At 64.3% G+C, this 16980-nt stretch carries 14 protein-coding genes and 2 pseudogenes; 6 read left to right on the forward strand and 10 right to left on the reverse strand.

The window, feature by feature from the left end; all coding sequences use genetic code 11:
- The 6 genes and pseudogenes from ASF08_RS26135 to ASF08_RS00025 form a co-directional block, all read right to left on the reverse strand.
- Nucleotides 1-253: Ig-like domain-containing protein (locus tag ASF08_RS26135; RefSeq protein WP_443136794.1), on the reverse strand; the 253-nt coding region annotated here is incomplete at its 3' end.
- Between the two features lie 3 nt (nucleotides 254-256).
- Nucleotides 257-1654, reverse strand: a pseudogene (locus ASF08_RS26140) (Ig-like domain-containing protein); the annotation flags it as partial.
- A 772-nt stretch (nucleotides 1655-2426) separates the two neighbouring features.
- The gene (locus tag ASF08_RS00010; protein WP_056139740.1) at nucleotides 2427-2612 is read right to left on the reverse strand and encodes a hypothetical protein; all 186 of its coding nucleotides are present in this window, start codon (nucleotides 2610-2612) and stop codon (nucleotides 2427-2429) included.
- Nucleotides 2609-2815 (reverse strand): annotated as a pseudogene (locus ASF08_RS25570) (PepSY domain-containing protein); the annotation flags it as partial. The gene ASF08_RS00010 and the pseudogene ASF08_RS25570, both read right to left, overlap by 4 nt.
- Before the next feature lie 212 nt (nucleotides 2816-3027).
- Nucleotides 3028-3810: a TonB-dependent receptor gene (locus ASF08_RS00020; protein WP_056139748.1), complete on the reverse strand. Its 783-nt coding sequence runs from the start codon at nucleotides 3808-3810 to the stop codon at nucleotides 3028-3030.
- Nucleotides 3811-3861: 51 nt separating this feature from the next.
- Nucleotides 3862-4131 (reverse strand): hypothetical protein, encoded by a 270-nt coding sequence (locus ASF08_RS00025; protein WP_187273374.1) that lies wholly within the window; start codon nucleotides 4129-4131, stop codon nucleotides 3862-3864.
- A gap of 282 nt (nucleotides 4132-4413) precedes the next feature.
- On the opposite strand from ASF08_RS00025, the gene ASF08_RS00030 reads away from it, so the two are divergent.
- From ASF08_RS00030 to ASF08_RS00045, 4 genes are read left to right on the forward strand one after another with little or no spacing between them, the layout of a single operon-like run.
- Nucleotides 4414-4944: a sigma-70 family RNA polymerase sigma factor gene (locus tag ASF08_RS00030; protein ID WP_056140735.1), complete on the forward strand. Its 531-nt coding sequence runs from the start codon at nucleotides 4414-4416 to the stop codon at nucleotides 4942-4944.
- Nucleotides 4941-5732 carry an anti-sigma factor family protein gene (locus tag ASF08_RS00035; protein ID WP_056139751.1) on the forward strand — a complete coding sequence of 264 codons (792 nt, stop codon included), beginning with the start codon at nucleotides 4941-4943 and terminating at the stop codon, nucleotides 5730-5732. Before ASF08_RS00030 ends, ASF08_RS00035 begins: the two co-directional genes overlap by 4 nt.
- Before the next feature lie 9 nt (nucleotides 5733-5741).
- Nucleotides 5742-6854, forward strand: coding sequence for a catalase family peroxidase (locus ASF08_RS00040; protein ID WP_056139753.1), 1113 nt, complete (start codon nucleotides 5742-5744; stop codon nucleotides 6852-6854).
- Entirely contained in the window at nucleotides 6851-7396 is a 546-nt protein-coding gene (locus ASF08_RS00045) for a cytochrome b (protein WP_056139755.1), read from the forward strand. Before ASF08_RS00040 ends, ASF08_RS00045 begins: the two co-directional genes overlap by 4 nt.
- 312 nt (nucleotides 7397-7708) lie before the next feature.
- Here ASF08_RS00045 and ASF08_RS00050 read toward each other — a convergent pair whose 3' ends face one another.
- Nucleotides 7709-9907 (reverse strand): right-handed parallel beta-helix repeat-containing protein, encoded by a 2199-nt coding sequence (locus ASF08_RS00050; protein ID WP_056139757.1) that lies wholly within the window; start codon nucleotides 9905-9907, stop codon nucleotides 7709-7711.
- A 708-nt stretch (nucleotides 9908-10615) separates the two neighbouring features.
- Here ASF08_RS00050 and ASF08_RS00055 point away from each other — a divergent pair.
- Entirely contained in the window at nucleotides 10616-11659 is a 1044-nt protein-coding gene (locus tag ASF08_RS00055; protein WP_056139759.1) for an acyltransferase family protein, read from the forward strand.
- Nucleotides 11660-11896: 237 nt separating this feature from the next.
- Here the strand turns inward: ASF08_RS00055 and ASF08_RS00060 are convergent, their stop codons facing one another.
- Nucleotides 11897-12964, reverse strand: coding sequence for a spore photoproduct lyase family protein (locus tag ASF08_RS00060; RefSeq protein WP_056139761.1), 1068 nt, complete (start codon nucleotides 12962-12964; stop codon nucleotides 11897-11899).
- A gap of 223 nt (nucleotides 12965-13187) precedes the next feature.
- On the opposite strand from ASF08_RS00060, the gene ASF08_RS24430 reads away from it, so the two are divergent.
- The gene (locus ASF08_RS24430) at nucleotides 13188-13349 is read left to right on the forward strand and encodes a hypothetical protein (RefSeq protein ID WP_156629415.1); all 162 of its coding nucleotides are present in this window, start codon (nucleotides 13188-13190) and stop codon (nucleotides 13347-13349) included.
- Between the two features lie 175 nt (nucleotides 13350-13524).
- Here ASF08_RS24430 and ASF08_RS00065 read toward each other — a convergent pair whose 3' ends face one another.
- Together ASF08_RS00065 and ASF08_RS23590 are read right to left on the reverse strand one after the other, a co-directional pair.
- Nucleotides 13525-16185, reverse strand: a complete 2661-nt coding sequence (locus tag ASF08_RS00065; protein ID WP_244474406.1) for a bifunctional diguanylate cyclase/phosphodiesterase — start codon at nucleotides 16183-16185, stop codon at nucleotides 13525-13527.
- Nucleotides 16186-16595: 410 nt separating this feature from the next.
- Nucleotides 16596-16904, reverse strand: coding sequence for a GCG_CRPN prefix-to-repeats domain-containing protein (locus ASF08_RS23590; protein ID WP_338011729.1), 309 nt, complete (start codon nucleotides 16902-16904; stop codon nucleotides 16596-16598).
- Nucleotides 16905-16980: the final 76 nt, after the last annotated feature.

Here is a 16980-nt window from a genome sequence, read left to right on the forward strand (position 1 = left end):
CGGCCTCCGGCGCGTCGTTCACGCCCGTCACCGTGATGGTCAGATCAGCCGTCTTSGTCCCGCCGTTGCCGTCCGAGACGGTGTAGGCGACCACGACGTCGCGCGTCGCGCCTTCGGCRATGYTCTGGTAGGCCGCGTTGGTCGTGTCGAGGGTGTAGCTGCCGTCGCTCTGCAGCGTGAAGCCGGCAGGCGCGGTGCCCGAGACCGCATAGCTCAGCGTGTCGCCTTCGGCATCGCTGTCGTTGGCCGCCACCGNGTAGCTGCCGTCGCTCTGCAGCGTGAAGCCGGCAGGCGCGGTGCCCGAGACCGCATAGCTCAGCGTGTCGCCTTCGGCATCGCTGTCGTTGGCCGCCACCGWGCCGGTGATCGAGGCATCCTCGRCTCCGGAATTGGCGTCGTTACCGGCCACCGGCGCGTCGTTCACGCCCGTTGCATTGACGACGAAAGATTGGGTGCTGACCGCTCCCTCGGAATCGGTCACCTTGACGGTGAACGTGTCACTGGGGGTCTGCCCGGGCGTCAGCGCATTGATGGCCGCGTCGTTGGGCACGAAGGTGTAAGCGCCGTCGTTGGTGACGTAGAGCGTGCCGTATGTTCCGGCCTTCGAGACGTGGTAGGTGCTATTGTTGACCGAGAAGGGCCCGGTGGTGCCACCATCGATACCGAACGTCTTCGTATCGTTGGTGTCGACATCCGACGCGGACAGCGAGCCGTTGATGGAATTGAACGTGTCGTTGGCGATGGTGTCGGTATAGGTGGACGGGCTGACGGTATTCAGAACCGGCGCGTCGTTCACCGGCGTCACCGTGATCGCCACCGTGTCGGTGTCGCTCAGAGAACCGGTCTGCCTGATGTCTGTCGTCACGACCGTCAGCTGATCGGTGCCGTTGAAGTTCGCCGTGCCCTGGTAGTTCAAGCTCGACAAGATCGTGTTGATCTCGTCCGCCGTGCCGGTCAGCGTGACGGTGTTCGTCCCGTTGCCGCTGATCGCGCTAGCAGTGCCCGTCACGGTCAGCACACCGCTGGTGACGCTCAGCGTCGTCGTCAGCCTGTCACCGTCCACATCGGCCACCGACACGCCCGAGATCGCAAGGGACGTGTCCTCAGCCACGGTCTGTGCGCCCGGCTTCGTGTTCACCGGAGCGTCGTTCTGTTCGAGGACGAAAACGCTCGTGCTCACCGAGGTTTCGCCGCCATTGGAATCGGTCAGGGTGACCGCGTAGGAGCGGGTGTCGGTCGGAGTGTCACTGGTATTCTGATAGGTGACGCGATCCAGAAGAGCTTCGATGTATGTCGGCTCCAGGCCACTGGCGATCGACAACGCGAAGGCCTTGCCGGCCTGACCGTTCGTGCTGAGCGTACCGATGAGAACGAAATCGCCACCGCCTGGGATACCGTCTGGGACGAAGCGAACGCTGGAACCGACGATCTCGAATTTCCCCTCCACGCTTCCGACCGTTATGGGCGCACCGGACAAAGAAATATTGTCCTGCGCGGCACTCGTCGCGCTTCCGATCGAGAGAATGCCACCCCCGCTGAAGTTGGCGCCGGTCACCGTCACGCCACCGTCAGCGTCGAGCAATGCGCCGTTCGCGTTGAGGGCGTTCTCGAAGAAATTGCGCCCGGTCGAGAAGCCGCTGATGCTGATGGCCATGACGATGTTCCCTTGAACCCTGTGGGAGAGCGGCCGTTGTGCGGCTCAATCTCTCGAAGCGGCGGACGCTTTGAAGAGGCGTGATGTTTTATGCGAAGCGAAGCACGAGACGAAGCAACAGATCAGTACACATCATACTTGGAAGTCACAGACCAACGTAAGCCACGTCCGCAGGACTATCCCTGCTTTGGCTTAAAGAGAGTCAATAAATCGAATACTCACGAAACAAGATGCAATGCACACGGATCAATCCACATACCTTGCATAAACTTATCGCCCTCGACACGCGGCTCCGACGGCTTAGGCGGTTTGGTAGGAGCTTCAAAGTCTCGGCACATCACTCATTTGAGGGAGGCGGCATTAAAAAAATCCGCGCGATGCATCGACGCCGTGCGTTCCCCGCGCGGATGCGGATGGCCGATTCACGAGGGAAGTGATGCGTGTGAGGGCCCAGGTGAGGGCTCGATCGGTACGTCACGCTTCGATGCCGTTACGGTGTCTGAACCTGCCGGGATCGCCGGCGAGCGATCCCGGCCTCTCGAACACGGCCTCTCGAACACGGCCTACAGCCCGCATCGCCCTGCTCTCGGCCCCGCGCCTCGACGGGCGGGAGGTTCTCGGCCGTCGGCCCGCGGCCCGGCACCGGCGCTTGGCTGGAGAGGGTGTCGAGGGCCTGCCGCGCGACGACGGCGCCCTGACGAGGGATCAGCGCGGAGCTGCAGAATGAACGCGATGAGGGGGGGGAGCGGATCTCACGACACTTGTCGTTCTGCTACTTCGTTCGCGAACGGCCCCCTTCGTAGGTCATGTAGATCAGGATTCCGGCCAACACGGCGCTGGCCAGACTGTCCCAGATTCCATTGACGACCAGGGCGACCACCAGGCTGAGCAGGGTCAGGGCGGCGAGGATCGATGGGATTGTCCAGATCCGGGAGCGGATGAGCGGGCGCGTCTTCATCTCGCGGCTCCTGCGCCAGACGGCCTCGCGCCGGGCTGCACCCGCTCGCCGGCCGTTTTCCATCGTCTGCGGGCGATCCAGAGATAGAGCCCGCTGCCGAGCACGACGATGGTCGCGAAATCGAGAAGCGCCCAGACGATCTTCAGGGGAAGGCCTCCGTAATCGCCGAAATGCAGCGGTTGCGAGACCAGCAGGGCCTGGATGTCCAACGACACGTGCGCCGTCCCCGCCGGCATCGCCGGCACCTCGGGCTCGTAGCCGAGGATGCCGCCGAACTCGTGATGGAAGATCAGTGGCAGGCCCGTCAGGCACAGCATCGGCATGAAGACCATGCTGACGAGGCTCGTCCAGGTATGGACGAATGACCAGAGCCGGAAGGCTCGCAGCTGCGGCGCGTCGGGGCCCGTCGCCATCGTCAGAAGTCCAGCTGGGCCGAGACGAGGTAGGTCCGGGGCGCTCCGAGGGTCAGGAACCCGTTTCCGGTGGACGCCCAGTCATTCTCGCCCGACACGTTCTCCACCGTGGCCCGCACCGTCACGGGTTTGCCCCACGTGCCGAGGAACGTGTAGCGGAGGCCGGTATCGAACCGCGTCCAATCCGGGATGGGCTGCAGATTGGTCTGATCGTCGTATTGGGACGCGGTGTGGATGACCCGGCCTGTCAGGGTCAGGCCGCGCGGCAACCAGGGCGGCAGGTCGTATTCGCCGTAGAGGCTGAGCGTGGTGCCGGGGACACCGGGCGCGCTCCTACCGTCGAAGGCCCCGCCCTCGGTACGGACCAGGCGACCGTCGGTGAAGGCGATGCCCCCGATGAGGCGCGCGCCCGGCGCGATCTCGCCGAACAGACTGAACTCGATCCCCCGGTTCCGCTGCAGGCCGTTGAGCGCGTAGTTCCGCGTCGCCGGGTCCTGGAAGGCGTTGGGCTGGTTGATCTCGAACAGGGCGGCGCTGACGCCGACGACACCGAAATCGTACTTCACGCCGATCTCCTTCTGGTCGGCGATGGTCGGTGGGAGCGCCTGGTTCGGGTTGCTGGCCGTGACCGGCGAGGCACCGCTCGAGAGCAGGCCCTCGATATAGTTGCCGTAGAGCGAGAGGTGCTCCAGGGGCTTGACGACGAGGCCGACCGCCGGCGTCCAGGCGACCTTGTCGTAGCTCGACGTGGCATCGCCGAAGGCGACACTGCGGTTGATCTGCATGGAGCCGCGGGCATTGCCGGCCGGAGACGGACGCCATGGGCCGGCATGATTCTAGTTCGGGATCAACTCACGGGCCGGGCCGCCGGTCTCCTGGCCACGGGCCTGGGCATAGCCCGGCAGAGCGGGGTTCTTGGCGTTTCCGCTGTCGGTGTCCGGCCCGCCGAGCCAGGACGCGGATCGGGTCGGCGCCGGGATCGAGCCGGTGATCGTCGGGCTCTCCAGCCGATGCGGGGCGGGCCGGGCCTGGGAGGCCCCGGTCAGGGCGGCGAGCGTGCAGGCGGACGCGAAAACGACGGCCGAAAAAGTCTTGATCATCGTCATGTCAGGTCTCCGGTGGTTCCTGCTTGATCCGATATCGTCGAGCAGTGATGCCGGACAGACGACGTCTTCGGCTGCTTATTCCATGACCCTATCGAAAAATTCCAACGCCATGATCGAGACCAGATCAGCGTGAACGAATACTCGCTGCCGGGTGCGAAATTTCTCGTGCAGGCGTGGAATAAACACGATTTCGCGGCGTCCATGCCCCTGTCGCCGACCCTGAAGTCCGTTCGGTCCGGCCAGCGTGCCTATGGGAGCCCCGCCCATGCCAGGAGACAGGAGATGACGGACATGATGCGCCTCATCGAGCCGCTGATCCCGGCCCTGCGCCGCTACGCGCACGCCCTTCTGCGCAATCCGACCGATGCCGACGATCTGGTGCAGGATTGCCTCGAGCGGGCCGTCACCCGCTGGCACCAGCGCCAGGTCGACGGCGACGCGCGGACCTGGCTGTTCGCCATCCTCCACAATCTCGCCGTGACGCAGATGCGCCAGCGCGCTCGCCGCGGCGCCCACATGCCGATCGAGGACATTGCGGAGGCGAATCTCGCGGTGGCGCCGACGCAGGAGAGCGGCCTGCGCCACCGGGACCTGATGACGGCGCTCGACGCACTGCCGGAAGAGCAGCGCAGCGTGCTCCTGCTGGTGACGGTGGAGGGCCTGTCCTACGCCGAGACCGCCGACATCCTCGCCATTCCCACCGGGACCGTGATGTCCCGCCTGTCCCGGGCCAGGGACCGGATGATCCAGTCGATGGACGGCACCGAAGCCTCCGTCCCTGCCAAGCGCCCGCTCCTGCGGAGGGTGAAATGACCATGCGTCCGATCGGTGACGACGATCTCCAGGGCCTCGTGGACGAGCGGCTCGATACCGCCCGGAGGCGCGAGGTCGAGGCCTATCTCGATGCCCATCCCGAGGCGCGGGCACGGGTGGCGCGGATGATCGCCCTGCGCGAGGAGATGCGGGCCGCCTTCGCGCCCATCGCCGCCGAGCCGGTTCCGGCCCGGCTCAACCTGGCGCGGATCGTCGAGGCGCGCCGCCGGCCGGCCCGTTCGGCTTTGCAAACTCTTCCGATCTGGCAGGCGATGGCGGCCGGGCTGCTCCTCCTCGTCGGAGGCGCCGGTGGGTGGGGCCTGCGCGACGTGGTCGCGCCCGTGCCCACCGGCATCGAGGCGCTGGCTCAGTCCGCGAGCATGAATTACGCGGTCTATGCGCCCGACCACACCCGCCCCGTCGAACTCGCCGCCGCCGACCGGGACGAACTCGCCGGCTGGTTCACCGCCCGGATGAAGCGGCCGGTGGCCGTGCCGGACCTGAGCGGCTCCGGCTACCGCCTCATGGGCGGGCGTCTCGTCGCCACGCAGCAGGGACCCGCCGGGCTGCTGATGTACGACGATGGGCACGGCGCGCGCTTCGTCATGTTGATGCGGCCCATGAGCTTACCCGGCGACGCGCCGATGCGCGCCCACACGACGGAGACGTCGAACGGCTACGCCTGGGTCCAGGACGGGCTCGGCTACAGCCTCGTGGGTGCGGCCGACCCCACGATCCTGCACCCCCTCGCCAACGAGATTCGCCGCGCCACCGCGAAAGCCATCTGAAGGCCCGCCATGTCCCTCCTGAACGACCTCACCGGGGCCGATCCGGCCGTGAGCCCGCGTGCCGCTTGTCTGCGCCTCGCCGCCATCGGGGCGCTCGTCGCCGGCACGACGGGGGCCTTCGCCTATGCCGGCGGCTGGCTCTCTCCGGGGGACCTGACCCAGGCGCGGATCGTCGACCGCTTCGAGCAGGTGAATGGCCCCCATCCGGGCTTTCGGCGCAACCACGCCAAAGGGCTCTGCCTCGCCGGGCGCTTCGAGAGCAGCGGCCGGGGCGCGGGTGTATCGACGGCGTCGCTGTTCGGCACGGGACGGGTGACGCCCATCACCGGCCGCATCGCGCTGGCGGGCGGCCAGCCCTACGCGGCGGACGCGGCCACGACGGTGCGCAGCCTCGCGCTGCGCTTCCACCTGCCCGACGGCGAGGAATGGCGCACCGGCAACAACGACATCCCGGTTTTCCCGGTCCGTAGCCCGGAGGGGTTCTACGCGCAGCTTCTGGCCGCCAAGCCCGATCCGGCCACGGGCAGGCCCGATCCCGAGGCGCTCAAGGCGTTCTTCGCCGCGCATCCCGAGAGCGCGAAAGCGGCTTCCCTGATCAAGGCGCGGACGATCACCTCGGGCTTTGCCGACGACACCTTCCGCAGCCTGAACGCCTTCCGCTTCATCGCCGCGGACGGGACCCGGACGCCCGTCCGCTGGGCGTTCGTGCCGGAGCAGGTCGCGACGGAGGAGAGCCCAGCCCAGAGATCACGCGCGGACAAGAACGTTCTGTTCGACGACTTCGAGTCTGCCGTCCGTCGGGCGCCCGTGCGGTGGCATCTCGTCGTCACCCTGGGGCAGCCCGGCGACCCCACGGCCGATGCGACGCGTCCCTGGCCGGTCGAGCGGCAGAGCCTGGACGTCGGGACCGTGATCGTCGCGGACACGCAGTCGGAAGCGGACGGCAATTGCCGCGACGTCAATTTCGATCCTCTCGTCCTGCCCGCCGGCATCGTGGGATCGGACGATCCGCTGCTCAGCGCCCGTTCGGCGGCCTATGCGCAATCCTTCACGCGCCGCGCCGGCGAACCGAAAACGCCGAGCGCCGTCCAGAACACGCCCGCAACGGGAGCCGGATTGTGAGCCACACCGCGCGCTTCAACCTGCCGGCCCGGCTGCTGCACTGGACCATGGCGGCCCTGATCCTCGCCATGCTGTTCATCGGCGTGGCGATGGTGACCTCGCTGGCGCATTACCACACCCTGGTCGCGCTGCACCGCCCACTCGGGATCGGCATCCTGGTCCTCGCGCTGTTGCGCCTGCTCAACCGCTGGCGCCATCCCCCGCCCGACCTGCCGTCTGACCTTCCGGGCTGGCAGCGGCGGGCGGCCCATGTCTCGCACGTCCTGCTCTATGGGCTGATGCTCGTGCTGCCGCTGGTCGGCTGGGCGATGCTGTCGGCGGCCGGCTATCCGATCGGGCTCGCCGGCTCCCTCGTCCTGCCGCCGATCCTGCCGCGCGATCCAAGTCTCTATGCGTGGCTCCGTCCGCTTCACACAATCCTGGCCTACACCCTGTTCGGTCTCGTCCTCGCCCATCTGGGGGCGGCCCTGATGCACGGTTTGATCCGCCGGGATGGGGTTTTCTCCAGCATGGTCCCGGCTCGGCCGTCCCGTGTCCGCTGATGTGGCACGAAGCGGCCCGCAAAGCCGTCATGCCAGAAACGAAACCGGCCGGTCGCTCGATGTCGGGTGCCGATCAGGCCGGTCTTCCCGATCGTGGGGGTGAGGGTGTGACCAGCGTCGCAAGGGGGGGCGGGGATGCCGGATGGCACAATAGGATGTCGAACACGAATGGGGCCCCGACCATTGCCGGTCGGGGCCCCATATTTGTTTCAAGTTCGGCTGCGACACCAGATCGTCGATGCTCTTCACACCGAAAGTCTGGCGTCATGCGCTTCGGCCCAGCCTAAGCTCTGTCCGAAGGCACGGACCGGATCAGCTCCAGGTGAACTCGTTGGTCAAATGGGCCATGGGTGCCTGGCCGGTCACTTCGGTCACGTCGATGCCGGCGCCGATATTGCCCTCGCCCCAGACGATGTTGCCCGGATTTCCCGCGTTCTGATACGAGGAATCCGTCACCACCGTACTCTCGTTCACGCCCCAGAGCAGGGCGTTCGAGAGCGGGTTTCCACGCCCCTGGTCCGCCGCGATGTTGTCGAAGGAGCGGGTGAACTCGAACGTGTTGTTCTGGCCGTAATCCGCGAAGGCGCCGTTGCCCATATGGATCGCGTCGACGTTGCGGACTGTGCCGTTGTTCGATCCCTCGAAGATGACACCCTGGCCGCTCGGTGAGTTGTTGCCGTCGATGACCCCGTTCGAGACGGTGACGTTGTCGCTGTAGTAGATCGAGATGTTGTCCTCGGTCCAGGCGACGTTCGGATCGTTGTGGACGTAGAAGTTGTTGAGGGTGCTGTCCGGCGACTGGCCCATCTGCACGAGTTGCCCGCGGGGGAAGGGCCCGCGCATATCGTACCCTTCGATGTTTTCCAGTTCCGCACCCGGCGAGTATTGGATGAGCACGCCCGTCGACGTGTCGTGGAACGTGGCGTTCGTCACGCTCAGGTCTTCGGCCTCGAAGGCCGAAATCCCGTAATGGTCCGGGGTCCGCTCGGCGCCCGTCTCAGGGGCGCCCACGTTGAAGACCTCCACGTTCTGGATATCGACGTTGTCGCCCTCCATGACGCGGATGCCGGCGCCTTCCTCGGTGCCACCGTTTCCATTGATATGGATGCGGACGTTCTCGACCGTCACATTGTCCACGTGATCGATGTCGATGCCGGGACCGCTATCGACATAGATGTCCATGTCGCGGATGACATCGCCTTCCCGAGCGACGATCGTCCCGTCATGGCGTGTCAGCGGAGCCGTGTCGTCCCCGGGCACCGGATCAGATGGCGGCGCGACCACCGGAGGCTCCTCGGGCGAGGGCGTCGGTCCGATGTCCGGAACCACCGGATCCGGTCCCTCGGAGATGGGATCCGGTTTGCCGACGTCCGGCACCGGCTCTGAGACGCCCTGGCCGAAGTCGTTCGTCCAATGCGCCATGGGCGCCTGGCCGGTCACTTCGGTCACGTCGATGCCGGCGCCGATATTGCCCTCTCCCCAGACGATGTTGCCCGGATTTCCCGCGTTCTGGTACGAGGAATCGGTCACCACCGTGCTCTCGTTCACGCCCCAGAGCAGGGCGTTCGAGAGCGGATGTCCACGCCCCTGGTCCTCCGCGATGTTGTCGAAGGAGCGCGTGGAGTCGAAGGTGTTGTTCTGGCCGTAATCCGCGAAGGCGCCGTTGCCCATATGGATCGCGTCGACGTTGCGGACGGTGCCGTCGTTCGATCCCTCGAAGATGACCCCCTGGCCGCTCGGCGAATTGTTGCCGTCGATGACGCCGTTGGAGACGGTGACGTTGTCGCTGTAGTAGATCGAGATGTTGTCCTCGGTCCAGGCGACGTTCGGATCGTTGTGGACGTAGAAGTTGTTGAGGCTGCTGTCCGGCGACTCGCCGAACTGTACGAGCTGACCGCGGGGGAAGGGCCCGCGCATGTCGTAACCTTCGATGCCCTCGAGTGTGGCGCCCGGCGAGTATTGGACCAGGATGCCCGTCGACGTGTCGTGGAAGGTCGCGTTCGTCACGCTCAGAGCCTCGGCCTCGAAGGCCGAAATTCCGTAATGGTCCGGGGTCCGCTCGGCGCCCGTCTCGGGTGCGCCCTCGTTGAAGACTTCGACGTTTTGGACGGTGACGTTGTTACCCCGCATGATACGGATGCCGGCACCTTCCTCGGTGCCGCCGTTTCCATTGATATGGATGCGGACGTTCTCGATGGTCACGTTGTTTACGTGATCGACGTCGATGCCGGGCCCGCTATCGACATAGATGTCGAGGTCGCGAATGACATCGCCTTCCCGGGCGACGATCGTCCCGTCATGGCGTGTGAGCGGAGCCGTGCCGGCGCCGGATTCCACCAGATCCTGACTGTCGGAGAGAGGCTCCCGGCTGCCCATGTCCGGAACCGGGCTCGAAATACCGTTCTCGGTGAAGCTTGAAACGAAGTCGTATGTCGGGCTCGACCAGAGACCCGTATCGAAGGTGGAACGCTCCTCGTCTTGCGACGCGACGTCATGATGCGAATGCTGCATTCGTTTTCCAGTTGTGTCTGCGATCGGTCCTGATGCCGATCCTCTCAATCCGCGCCGATTCTGGTCACGGATCCCCCTCAGCATCGGCGTTGTCCGCTGACACTATTCCCAAGATTATTATCGCAATGATGAGCGAATAATCGGATTTGTTGATTTATCGGGCAGTACTAAGAAGAACTTCCTCTATGTTTTCCGGCAAATGTACAGATAGGTACACTTCGGTAATCTAGTACTTTATTGATACAACAAATCTTAGTGAGCAGAACTTGTTCAAAATGTGTCGCTGATGATTTTCGATCCTGTCGAGCGGCTCACCGATCGTGCCGGACGAGAGGGGGGAGGCATGCCGGTGCGTGCACAGCGCGGACCCGTTTCTACCGGACGGAAGCTGAGGCCCGGCCCGGCGATCAATCATCGAATCGAGAGCGGTGGAGCGGGGCGGCGGGAGTTGGGAGGAGGCCGTCTTCACCCGAAGGCGGGAGGTGGCCTCGGATGCTGCCGGCCGCTCCGAGCGGGTGGGTGCAGGCTCGAATGCCCGTCCTGGCGGGGCCACCGTCGCTCAAGACGGACGTAGTCCCGATGCGCACTTCCTCGCGGAGCCCAAGGCCGCGATGATACGGGTGGTGCGCTCCCGATCAATACAGTCGATTGCAACACTCTGGATAGCGTCGAACGCCCGCTCATATCATCGTATGTGGAAACAATCTGATGATATACAATGTCCAGTCCTTGAGGGCGGTCGCAGCCTATCTCGTCGTCTGCTTCCACTGCCAAGTCTTGCTGTTCGGCCATCTCAAATACTCGATGGGCTCCTGGGGGGTCGATATCTTCTTCGTCATCAGCGGGTTCGTGATGGCCTACACCACCGACGGCCGGATCGCGCCACCATATCAATTCATCATGAAACGGCTGGTTCGCGTCGTTCCGCTGTACTGGTTCATGACGATGGCCGTTTTTCTCGCAGCCCTCTCGATGCCCTTCCTGTTTCGCAGCATCGATGACGGGCTGGGTCATCTGCTCATGTCGCTGGCATTCATCCCCTTCGAGAAATCGAACGGCTTGATACAGCCTATCCTGTTCCTTGGATGGACTCTAAACTACGAAATGTTCTTCTATTGTCTCTTTTTTCTGGGTCTGTACATTTATCCGGAAATAAACCGGTACATTTATGTCAGTCTTGTCATCGTGGCCCTCGTGATGATCGGGCTGCTGCTTCGGCCAGAAAATGCGCTGGGCCGATTCTATACGAATGCTATTATCCTTGAATTCGCTGCGGGCATGTGGATTTGCTATGTTGTCCGCCGCATCACTGTTCCGGCTGGTCTTCTCAACGTCTCGATGATCGGCGCCTTGGGCCTCGCCAGTTTCGGTCTGTTGCTGGCGGCAGAATTTCTTTGGCCGACAGCACCTCGCTTCGTCGCACTTGGTTTGCCGGCAGCCTCACTCGTCACTGCCGCAGTGTTGCTGGAAGCCAACGGCATCAGTTCGAGAACCGCCTTTGCCGTCGAGCAGGGAGACAGTAGCTATGCGCTGTACCTCACGCACTTCCTGTCTTATCAAGTATGTGAGAAAGTATTGTTTAAATTCTTTGATCCTCAGAATTTCTCTCTGAGGATGGTCGCATTCGTCGGCGCAGTCGTACTCGCCGGACTCGTTGCCCGGATCGTACATCGTCGGATCGAGGTTCCTTTGACTCAATGCGTCAGAGGCTTGTTCAGTGGCCTGAAGCGCCCGTCTCACGCTAGTTCATAGATATTTTCCGAAATATCCGATGTCATTCTGATTATTTGATAATATAATTTTATTATGCTAGGTGAAAGCAACTATACAAATTAAAAATAACCGGATGCACAATTTATAATCCTCAGGATCTATTTGTTCCGTCATCCTCCGGCAACTTGTGCACCCACGCGGTCGCTGATGTTTGCGAGACCATCGAGGCGGTCCGAGCACGGGGGCTCCACGTCCCGCCCTACGGTCGCGACCTGCTCAGAAGGCGTAGCGAACGTGGCAATAGGGCATCAGCTCGGCCAGATGATCCTTGAGGCGCGCGATCCATCGGCCCTTCCAGCCGGTTCGATAGCGCAGGTTGTCGCCTCCTCCCTGCGACCGTTTCCCCTCCTGGATGTCGGGCCGCCAGAGCAGGTCTTCCGCGCGGGGGTGCCAGTTCAGGTTGACCGCGTGGAGATCCGCATTGTGCGTGAGCAGGATGATCTCGGCCTTGAGCTGCGCCTTGGCCGCCGGGCCGATCCCCTCGTCGATGGCGGTGAACAGGCTGCGCCAATCGGCCTCCCAGCCTTCGTAGAGGATGACCGGCGAGAAGTTCACGTGGACTTCGAAACCGGCCGCCACGAAATCGTCGATGGCGGCGATGCGCTCATGCATCGGCGCCGTGCGCACATCGACGACCTTGGCGATCCGCTCCGGCATCAGCGAGAGGCGGATACGGGTCTTGCCCCGGGGATCATAGGTGAGCAGCTCCCGGTTCACGGCCTTCGTGGCGAAGGAGGCCTTGGCGTTGGGCAGATCGCGGAACAGGCCGACCATGTCGCGCACGTTGTCCGACAGGGTCGCGTCCACGGACAGGTCGCCATTCTCGCCGAGATCGTAGACCCAATGGGCCGCATCCACCGTATCGGGCTCCGGTAGCGGCCCCTGGCGTGCGGCGTGGCGGGTGATCGCGGCGCAGACCTGCTCGATGTTCACGAAGAGGGAGATCGGATTGGCGAAGCCCTTGCGCCGGGGGACGTAGCAGTAAGCGCAGGCCATCGCGCAGCCATTCGAGGTCGAGGGCGCGATGAAGTGGGCGCTGCGCCCGTTCGGCCGCATCGTCAGGCCCTTCTTCACACCGAGCACCAAGGTCGAGCGTTTGATCCGCAGCCAATCCTCCGCGGAGCCTGCGTTTCCGTGCAGGTTCGGGATGTTCCAGTGCGACGGGACCTCGATCCGCTCGGCGTGGGGAAAGCGGTCGAGAATCGCGAGCCCGCGCGCGAAATCCGCCACTGCAGGCTCGTGGTAGATCGTGCGGATATCCAGGATGTCGCGGGAAAGGGCCATGCGGTGTCCACCGGCGCGCCGTTGCACCTCGGCCGGATAGATAGGGCGGTGAGCACCGGAGAGGATGACGTTCCGGCCGGGGCGCGGCTCCGCGGACACGTCGTTAACAGGAAGTTACCGTCCACCCCTTTGTGGCGGCACCGAAACATGCGCTCAAGGCGCTTGCGTGCGGCTCCCGTCGCAGGAGGTGAAACCATTGCCTTGGCTACCGCGTATTCCAGGCATGGTCAGTTTCGACATGCTCATCGATGATCTGGAACGAGAGAAGCAGGCGCTCGTGCAGGACATGGCACGCCGTGGACCTGCGTCTTATGCCGTCATCGATATGCTGATCGCGCTCGACCTGAAGATCTTCGCCTTGAGAACGCTGAGCGAGGACCGCTGAATCCGGCCCGGACAGGACCGGGTCGCTCGTCTCGATGTCGTCGAAACCACCGGGTTCTGCCTGCGGGATCGAAGGGTCCGAGCGCCTCGGGCGGCGCCGGGTCGCATCCCGCAGGCGGGGGAGATCGTGTTCCGGGGCGAGTGTCGGTCGTCGGGTTTACCGCTCGTGGAGCCTGTCAGGCCGCGGCGACGTTCTTTTTGGCAAAGGCGAACTTGTACGCGTCTGCGGCGGGTAACGGCTCGCTCAGGAGGTAGCCCTGGGCTTCCGTGCAGCCTTCGCGACGGACGCGAGTCAGCTGCGCTTCGTCCTCGATGCCCTCCGCCGTGATGCTCGCCCCCAGCCGTTCGCCGAGTCCGACGATGGCGCGCACGATGGCGGCCGTGTCGGCATCGGCGATTTCACGAATGAACGAACGGTCGATCTTGATCTTGTCGAAGGGAAACCGCCGGAGGTAGCTGAGCGACGAGTAGCCGGTGCCGAAATCGTCCAGGGCAATGCGGACCCCGAACGCGCGAAGCCGGTGGAGGCAGGCGGTCACGCTCTCCACGTCACCGATCAGCACGCTCTCGGTGATCTCCAGTTCCAGACGGTTCGGCGGCAGGCCGGAAGCGGCCAAAGCCGATATCACGCAATGTTCCAGGCCGGGCTCCGCGAATTGCACCGCCGAGACGTTGACCGCGACCCGCAGATCGCCCGGCCAGCTCGCCGCTTCCCGGCAGGCTTCCTGCAAAGCCCATGTCCCGAGGGGAACGACGAGACCGGTCTCTTCGGCCAACGGAATGAAATCGGCGGGCGAGACGATGCCTCTCACGGGGTGGTGCCAGCGCATCAGCGCCTCGAAGCCGCTGGCGGTGTCGGTGGCAAGGTCGATGATCGGCTGATAATGCAGTTCGAACTCGCCGCGCCGCACGGCTTCGCGCATGTCGAGTTCGAGGACGTTTCGCTCTGCGATCGCCGCATCCATGGCGGGTTCGCAGAAGCGGAACGTGCCCCGGCCGGCCGCTTTCGCGCGGCCGAGGGCGATGTCGGCGTTCTTCAGCAACTGGTCTGGGTCGCCGCCGTCCTGAGGCCCGACGGCGATGCCGATGCTGACGCCGACGCTGACCGAACGACCGTCGAGATCGAAAGGCCGCTTCAGCGCCTCGATGACCTGCTGCGCTGCGGCACTGGCATTCTGAGGTTGGTCGAGTCCCCTCAGCACGATGGCGAATTCGTCGCCGCCGAGCCGGGCGACGGTGTCCCCCTCGTGAACGGTCGCCGTCAGGCGCTCTGCGACCTGGCGCAGCAGGCTGTCTCCCGTCGGGTGACCGAGGCTGTCATTGATCGCTTTGAAACGGTCCAGATCGCAGGCGAGAACCGCGAAGATGTGCCCGCGCCGTTCGACATTGTCCATTTCCCGGCCGAGTCTGTCGCGGAACAGCACGCGATTGGGCAAGCCGGTCAAGGCATCGTGCAACGCCAGATGCTCCAGCTGCTGTTCCGCATGCTTGCGCCTTCCGATGTCGATATGCGTCCCGACGATGCGCACGGGGATTCCTTCCGCATCGCGCGTCACCACCTTGCCGCGCGACAGGACCCAGCCGTAGGGGCCGGCCTTCGTCCGCATCCGGAGCTCGCATTCGAAAACCGGCGTCCGTCCGTCGATATGGTCCGATAGGAGCCGCCGGGCCGTCGCGGCATCGTCGGGATGCATCAACTGTTGCAAGGCGTGCATATGTCCGTCGATCTCGCCCGGTTCGTAGCCGAGCATGGTCTGCCAACGGTCCGAGAACCAGATGTTGCCCGTGGGGATGTTCCAATCCCAGAGGCCGTCGCTGCCGCTGTCCAGGGCGAAAGCGAGCCGTTCCTCGCTGGACCGTAACGCCGTTTCGGCGGCCTTGCGGTCGGTGACGTCGCGAAGCGACGACACGTAGCCGATGGGCTCGGACGAGCCCGGCAGGCGCGTGACCTTGAGGCACGCCTCGATCCACACCCAGGACCCATCCCGCCGACGATGGCGCTGGGTCGTGATGGCCCCTTCGATCCGGCCTGCCAGGAGATCGGCGAGCACCTGCTCAAGTTCGGCGACATCGTCCGGATGGATGAAATCGAGGGGCCGAGTGCCGATGATGTCCTCCGGGCGATAGCCGAGGACGGCCATCGAGGCAGGCGATACATACCGGCGGGTCCTATCGAGATCGGACCAGATGATGACGTCGGTGGTATTCTCGGCGAGGAGCCTGTAGGCGGCTTCGCTTTCGCGCAAGGCGTGATTGGCCCGGCGCATACGGTCGACGAACAGGGCGAGTGCCGCGAAACCGACAATCGTGAGCATGATCGCGGCAATGCCCGCGGCGAGCGCGAAATGCGGCAGACTCGATGCCGTGTCGGGCGCGGCCATGTTCGGAACCAGCTCGGCCGCGCCCATGGCGATGAAATGCACGCCCGCGATGGAAACCGTCAGAAGCATCGCCGCCACGGCTGTCGCGTATCGCAGCGTGTCACGCGCGAAAATGACGAAGGCGATGGCGGTAAGCGACCAGCCGACGAGCAGCGCGGTCACGAGGAGCGGCAAGTTCATTGATTGGACGACGGCGAACCGGATACTCGCCATCCCCGCGAGATGCATCCCCGTCATGCTCATGCCCAGGATCACCGCGGCCCCTACGGCCACCACGGGTATGGCGCACCACCGGGACAAGGTGAGCGCCGCCATGGAACCGAGGATGCCGACGAGAAGCGAGACGAGGGTGAGTTTCAGATCATAGGCGATCGCGATGCCGGGGTCGTAGCCGAGCATCCCGATGAAGTGGGTGCTCCACATCCCGGCACCGGCCGAGAAACCAGCCGCGAACAACCAGGCCCATGTCTCGAAGCCCCGGCTCCGAAAAACGTGGCGAGCGAGCCGCAGGGCAGTATGGCACGATACCCAGCATACGAGCGCCGCCAGCGGCAGGACCCACCAATGATGCTGCTCGGTCATGCACAAAAAGGCACGATACATTCTACGACAGCCTTTCGCCACCTTAGGGGCGACACTGCCGAAGTGTGGTTTAACAAAATCGGAATTTTGGCCGCAAAATAGAATATAGCTCTATTTGAGGAGTGGATTGCTTCAATGGAGCCTGCTCTTCGAGCCTCGGCGCCGATCCGTTCCCATGCCGATTGTTGATGATGGGCCATGCACGGCGACCCTCGCCGTGTAAGGCGGCGGACAATCTGCCTTGATGCGCGCGCATCGCCCGCCTCTCGGAGGGGGCGGACCGGCTACTTCCATCCGCCCCCGGGCAGGCGGCCGTGATAGGGCGTGTTGCGGCAATGGCCCCACGGCCCGCGCCAGTAACCGGGAGGGCAGCCATTGCCGGCCCGTGCCTGATACCACCCGCCCGGAAGACGTCCGACATAGGGTGTCGAGCGGCAATGCCCCCATGGGCCACGCCACGCTCTGGGGCCGCAGCCGCCCGCGACACGCAGCACGGGTGCCTCGCTCGCGGAGGCTGGGGCGATGGGAAAGGCCATCGCCGGCAGCGATGCGACGCTAAAGATGGCGACCAGGGCGACGAGGCGTGGCTTCACGTGCTGATCCTCTCATGACGAGGGAATTACACATGGGCGCGTCACGTTCGGCAACCAACATCATGAGCGGCGGTTA

The organism is Methylobacterium sp. Leaf85, from assembly GCF_001422125.1.
Classification (GTDB): Bacteria; Pseudomonadota; Alphaproteobacteria; order Rhizobiales; family Beijerinckiaceae; genus Methylobacterium; species Methylobacterium bullatum.

Coding starts and splice junctions, on each gene's coding strand:
- ASF08_RS00010 (WP_056139740.1), bottom strand. CDS start 2,612: ATGAAGACGCGCCCGCTCATCCGCTCCCGGATCTGGACAATCCCATCG.
- ASF08_RS00020 (WP_056139748.1), bottom strand. CDS start 3,810: ATGCAGATCAACCGCAGTGTCGCCTTCGGCGATGCCACGTCGAGCTAC.
- ASF08_RS00025 (WP_187273374.1), bottom strand. CDS start 4,131: ATGACGATGATCAAGACTTTTTCGGCCGTCGTTTTCGCGTCCGCCTGC.
- ASF08_RS00030 (WP_056140735.1), top strand. CDS start 4,414: ATGACGGACATGATGCGCCTCATCGAGCCGCTGATCCCGGCCCTGCGC.
- ASF08_RS00035 (WP_056139751.1), top strand. CDS start 4,941: ATGACCATGCGTCCGATCGGTGACGACGATCTCCAGGGCCTCGTGGAC.
- ASF08_RS00040 (WP_056139753.1), top strand. CDS start 5,742: ATGTCCCTCCTGAACGACCTCACCGGGGCCGATCCGGCCGTGAGCCCG.
- ASF08_RS00050 (WP_056139757.1), bottom strand. CDS start 9,907: ATGCAGCATTCGCATCATGACGTCGCGTCGCAAGACGAGGAGCGTTCC.
- ASF08_RS00055 (WP_056139759.1), top strand. CDS start 10,616: ATGATATACAATGTCCAGTCCTTGAGGGCGGTCGCAGCCTATCTCGTC.
- ASF08_RS00060 (WP_056139761.1), bottom strand. CDS start 12,964: ATGGCCCTTTCCCGCGACATCCTGGATATCCGCACGATCTACCACGAG.
- ASF08_RS24430 (WP_156629415.1), top strand. CDS start 13,188: ATGGTCAGTTTCGACATGCTCATCGATGATCTGGAACGAGAGAAGCAG.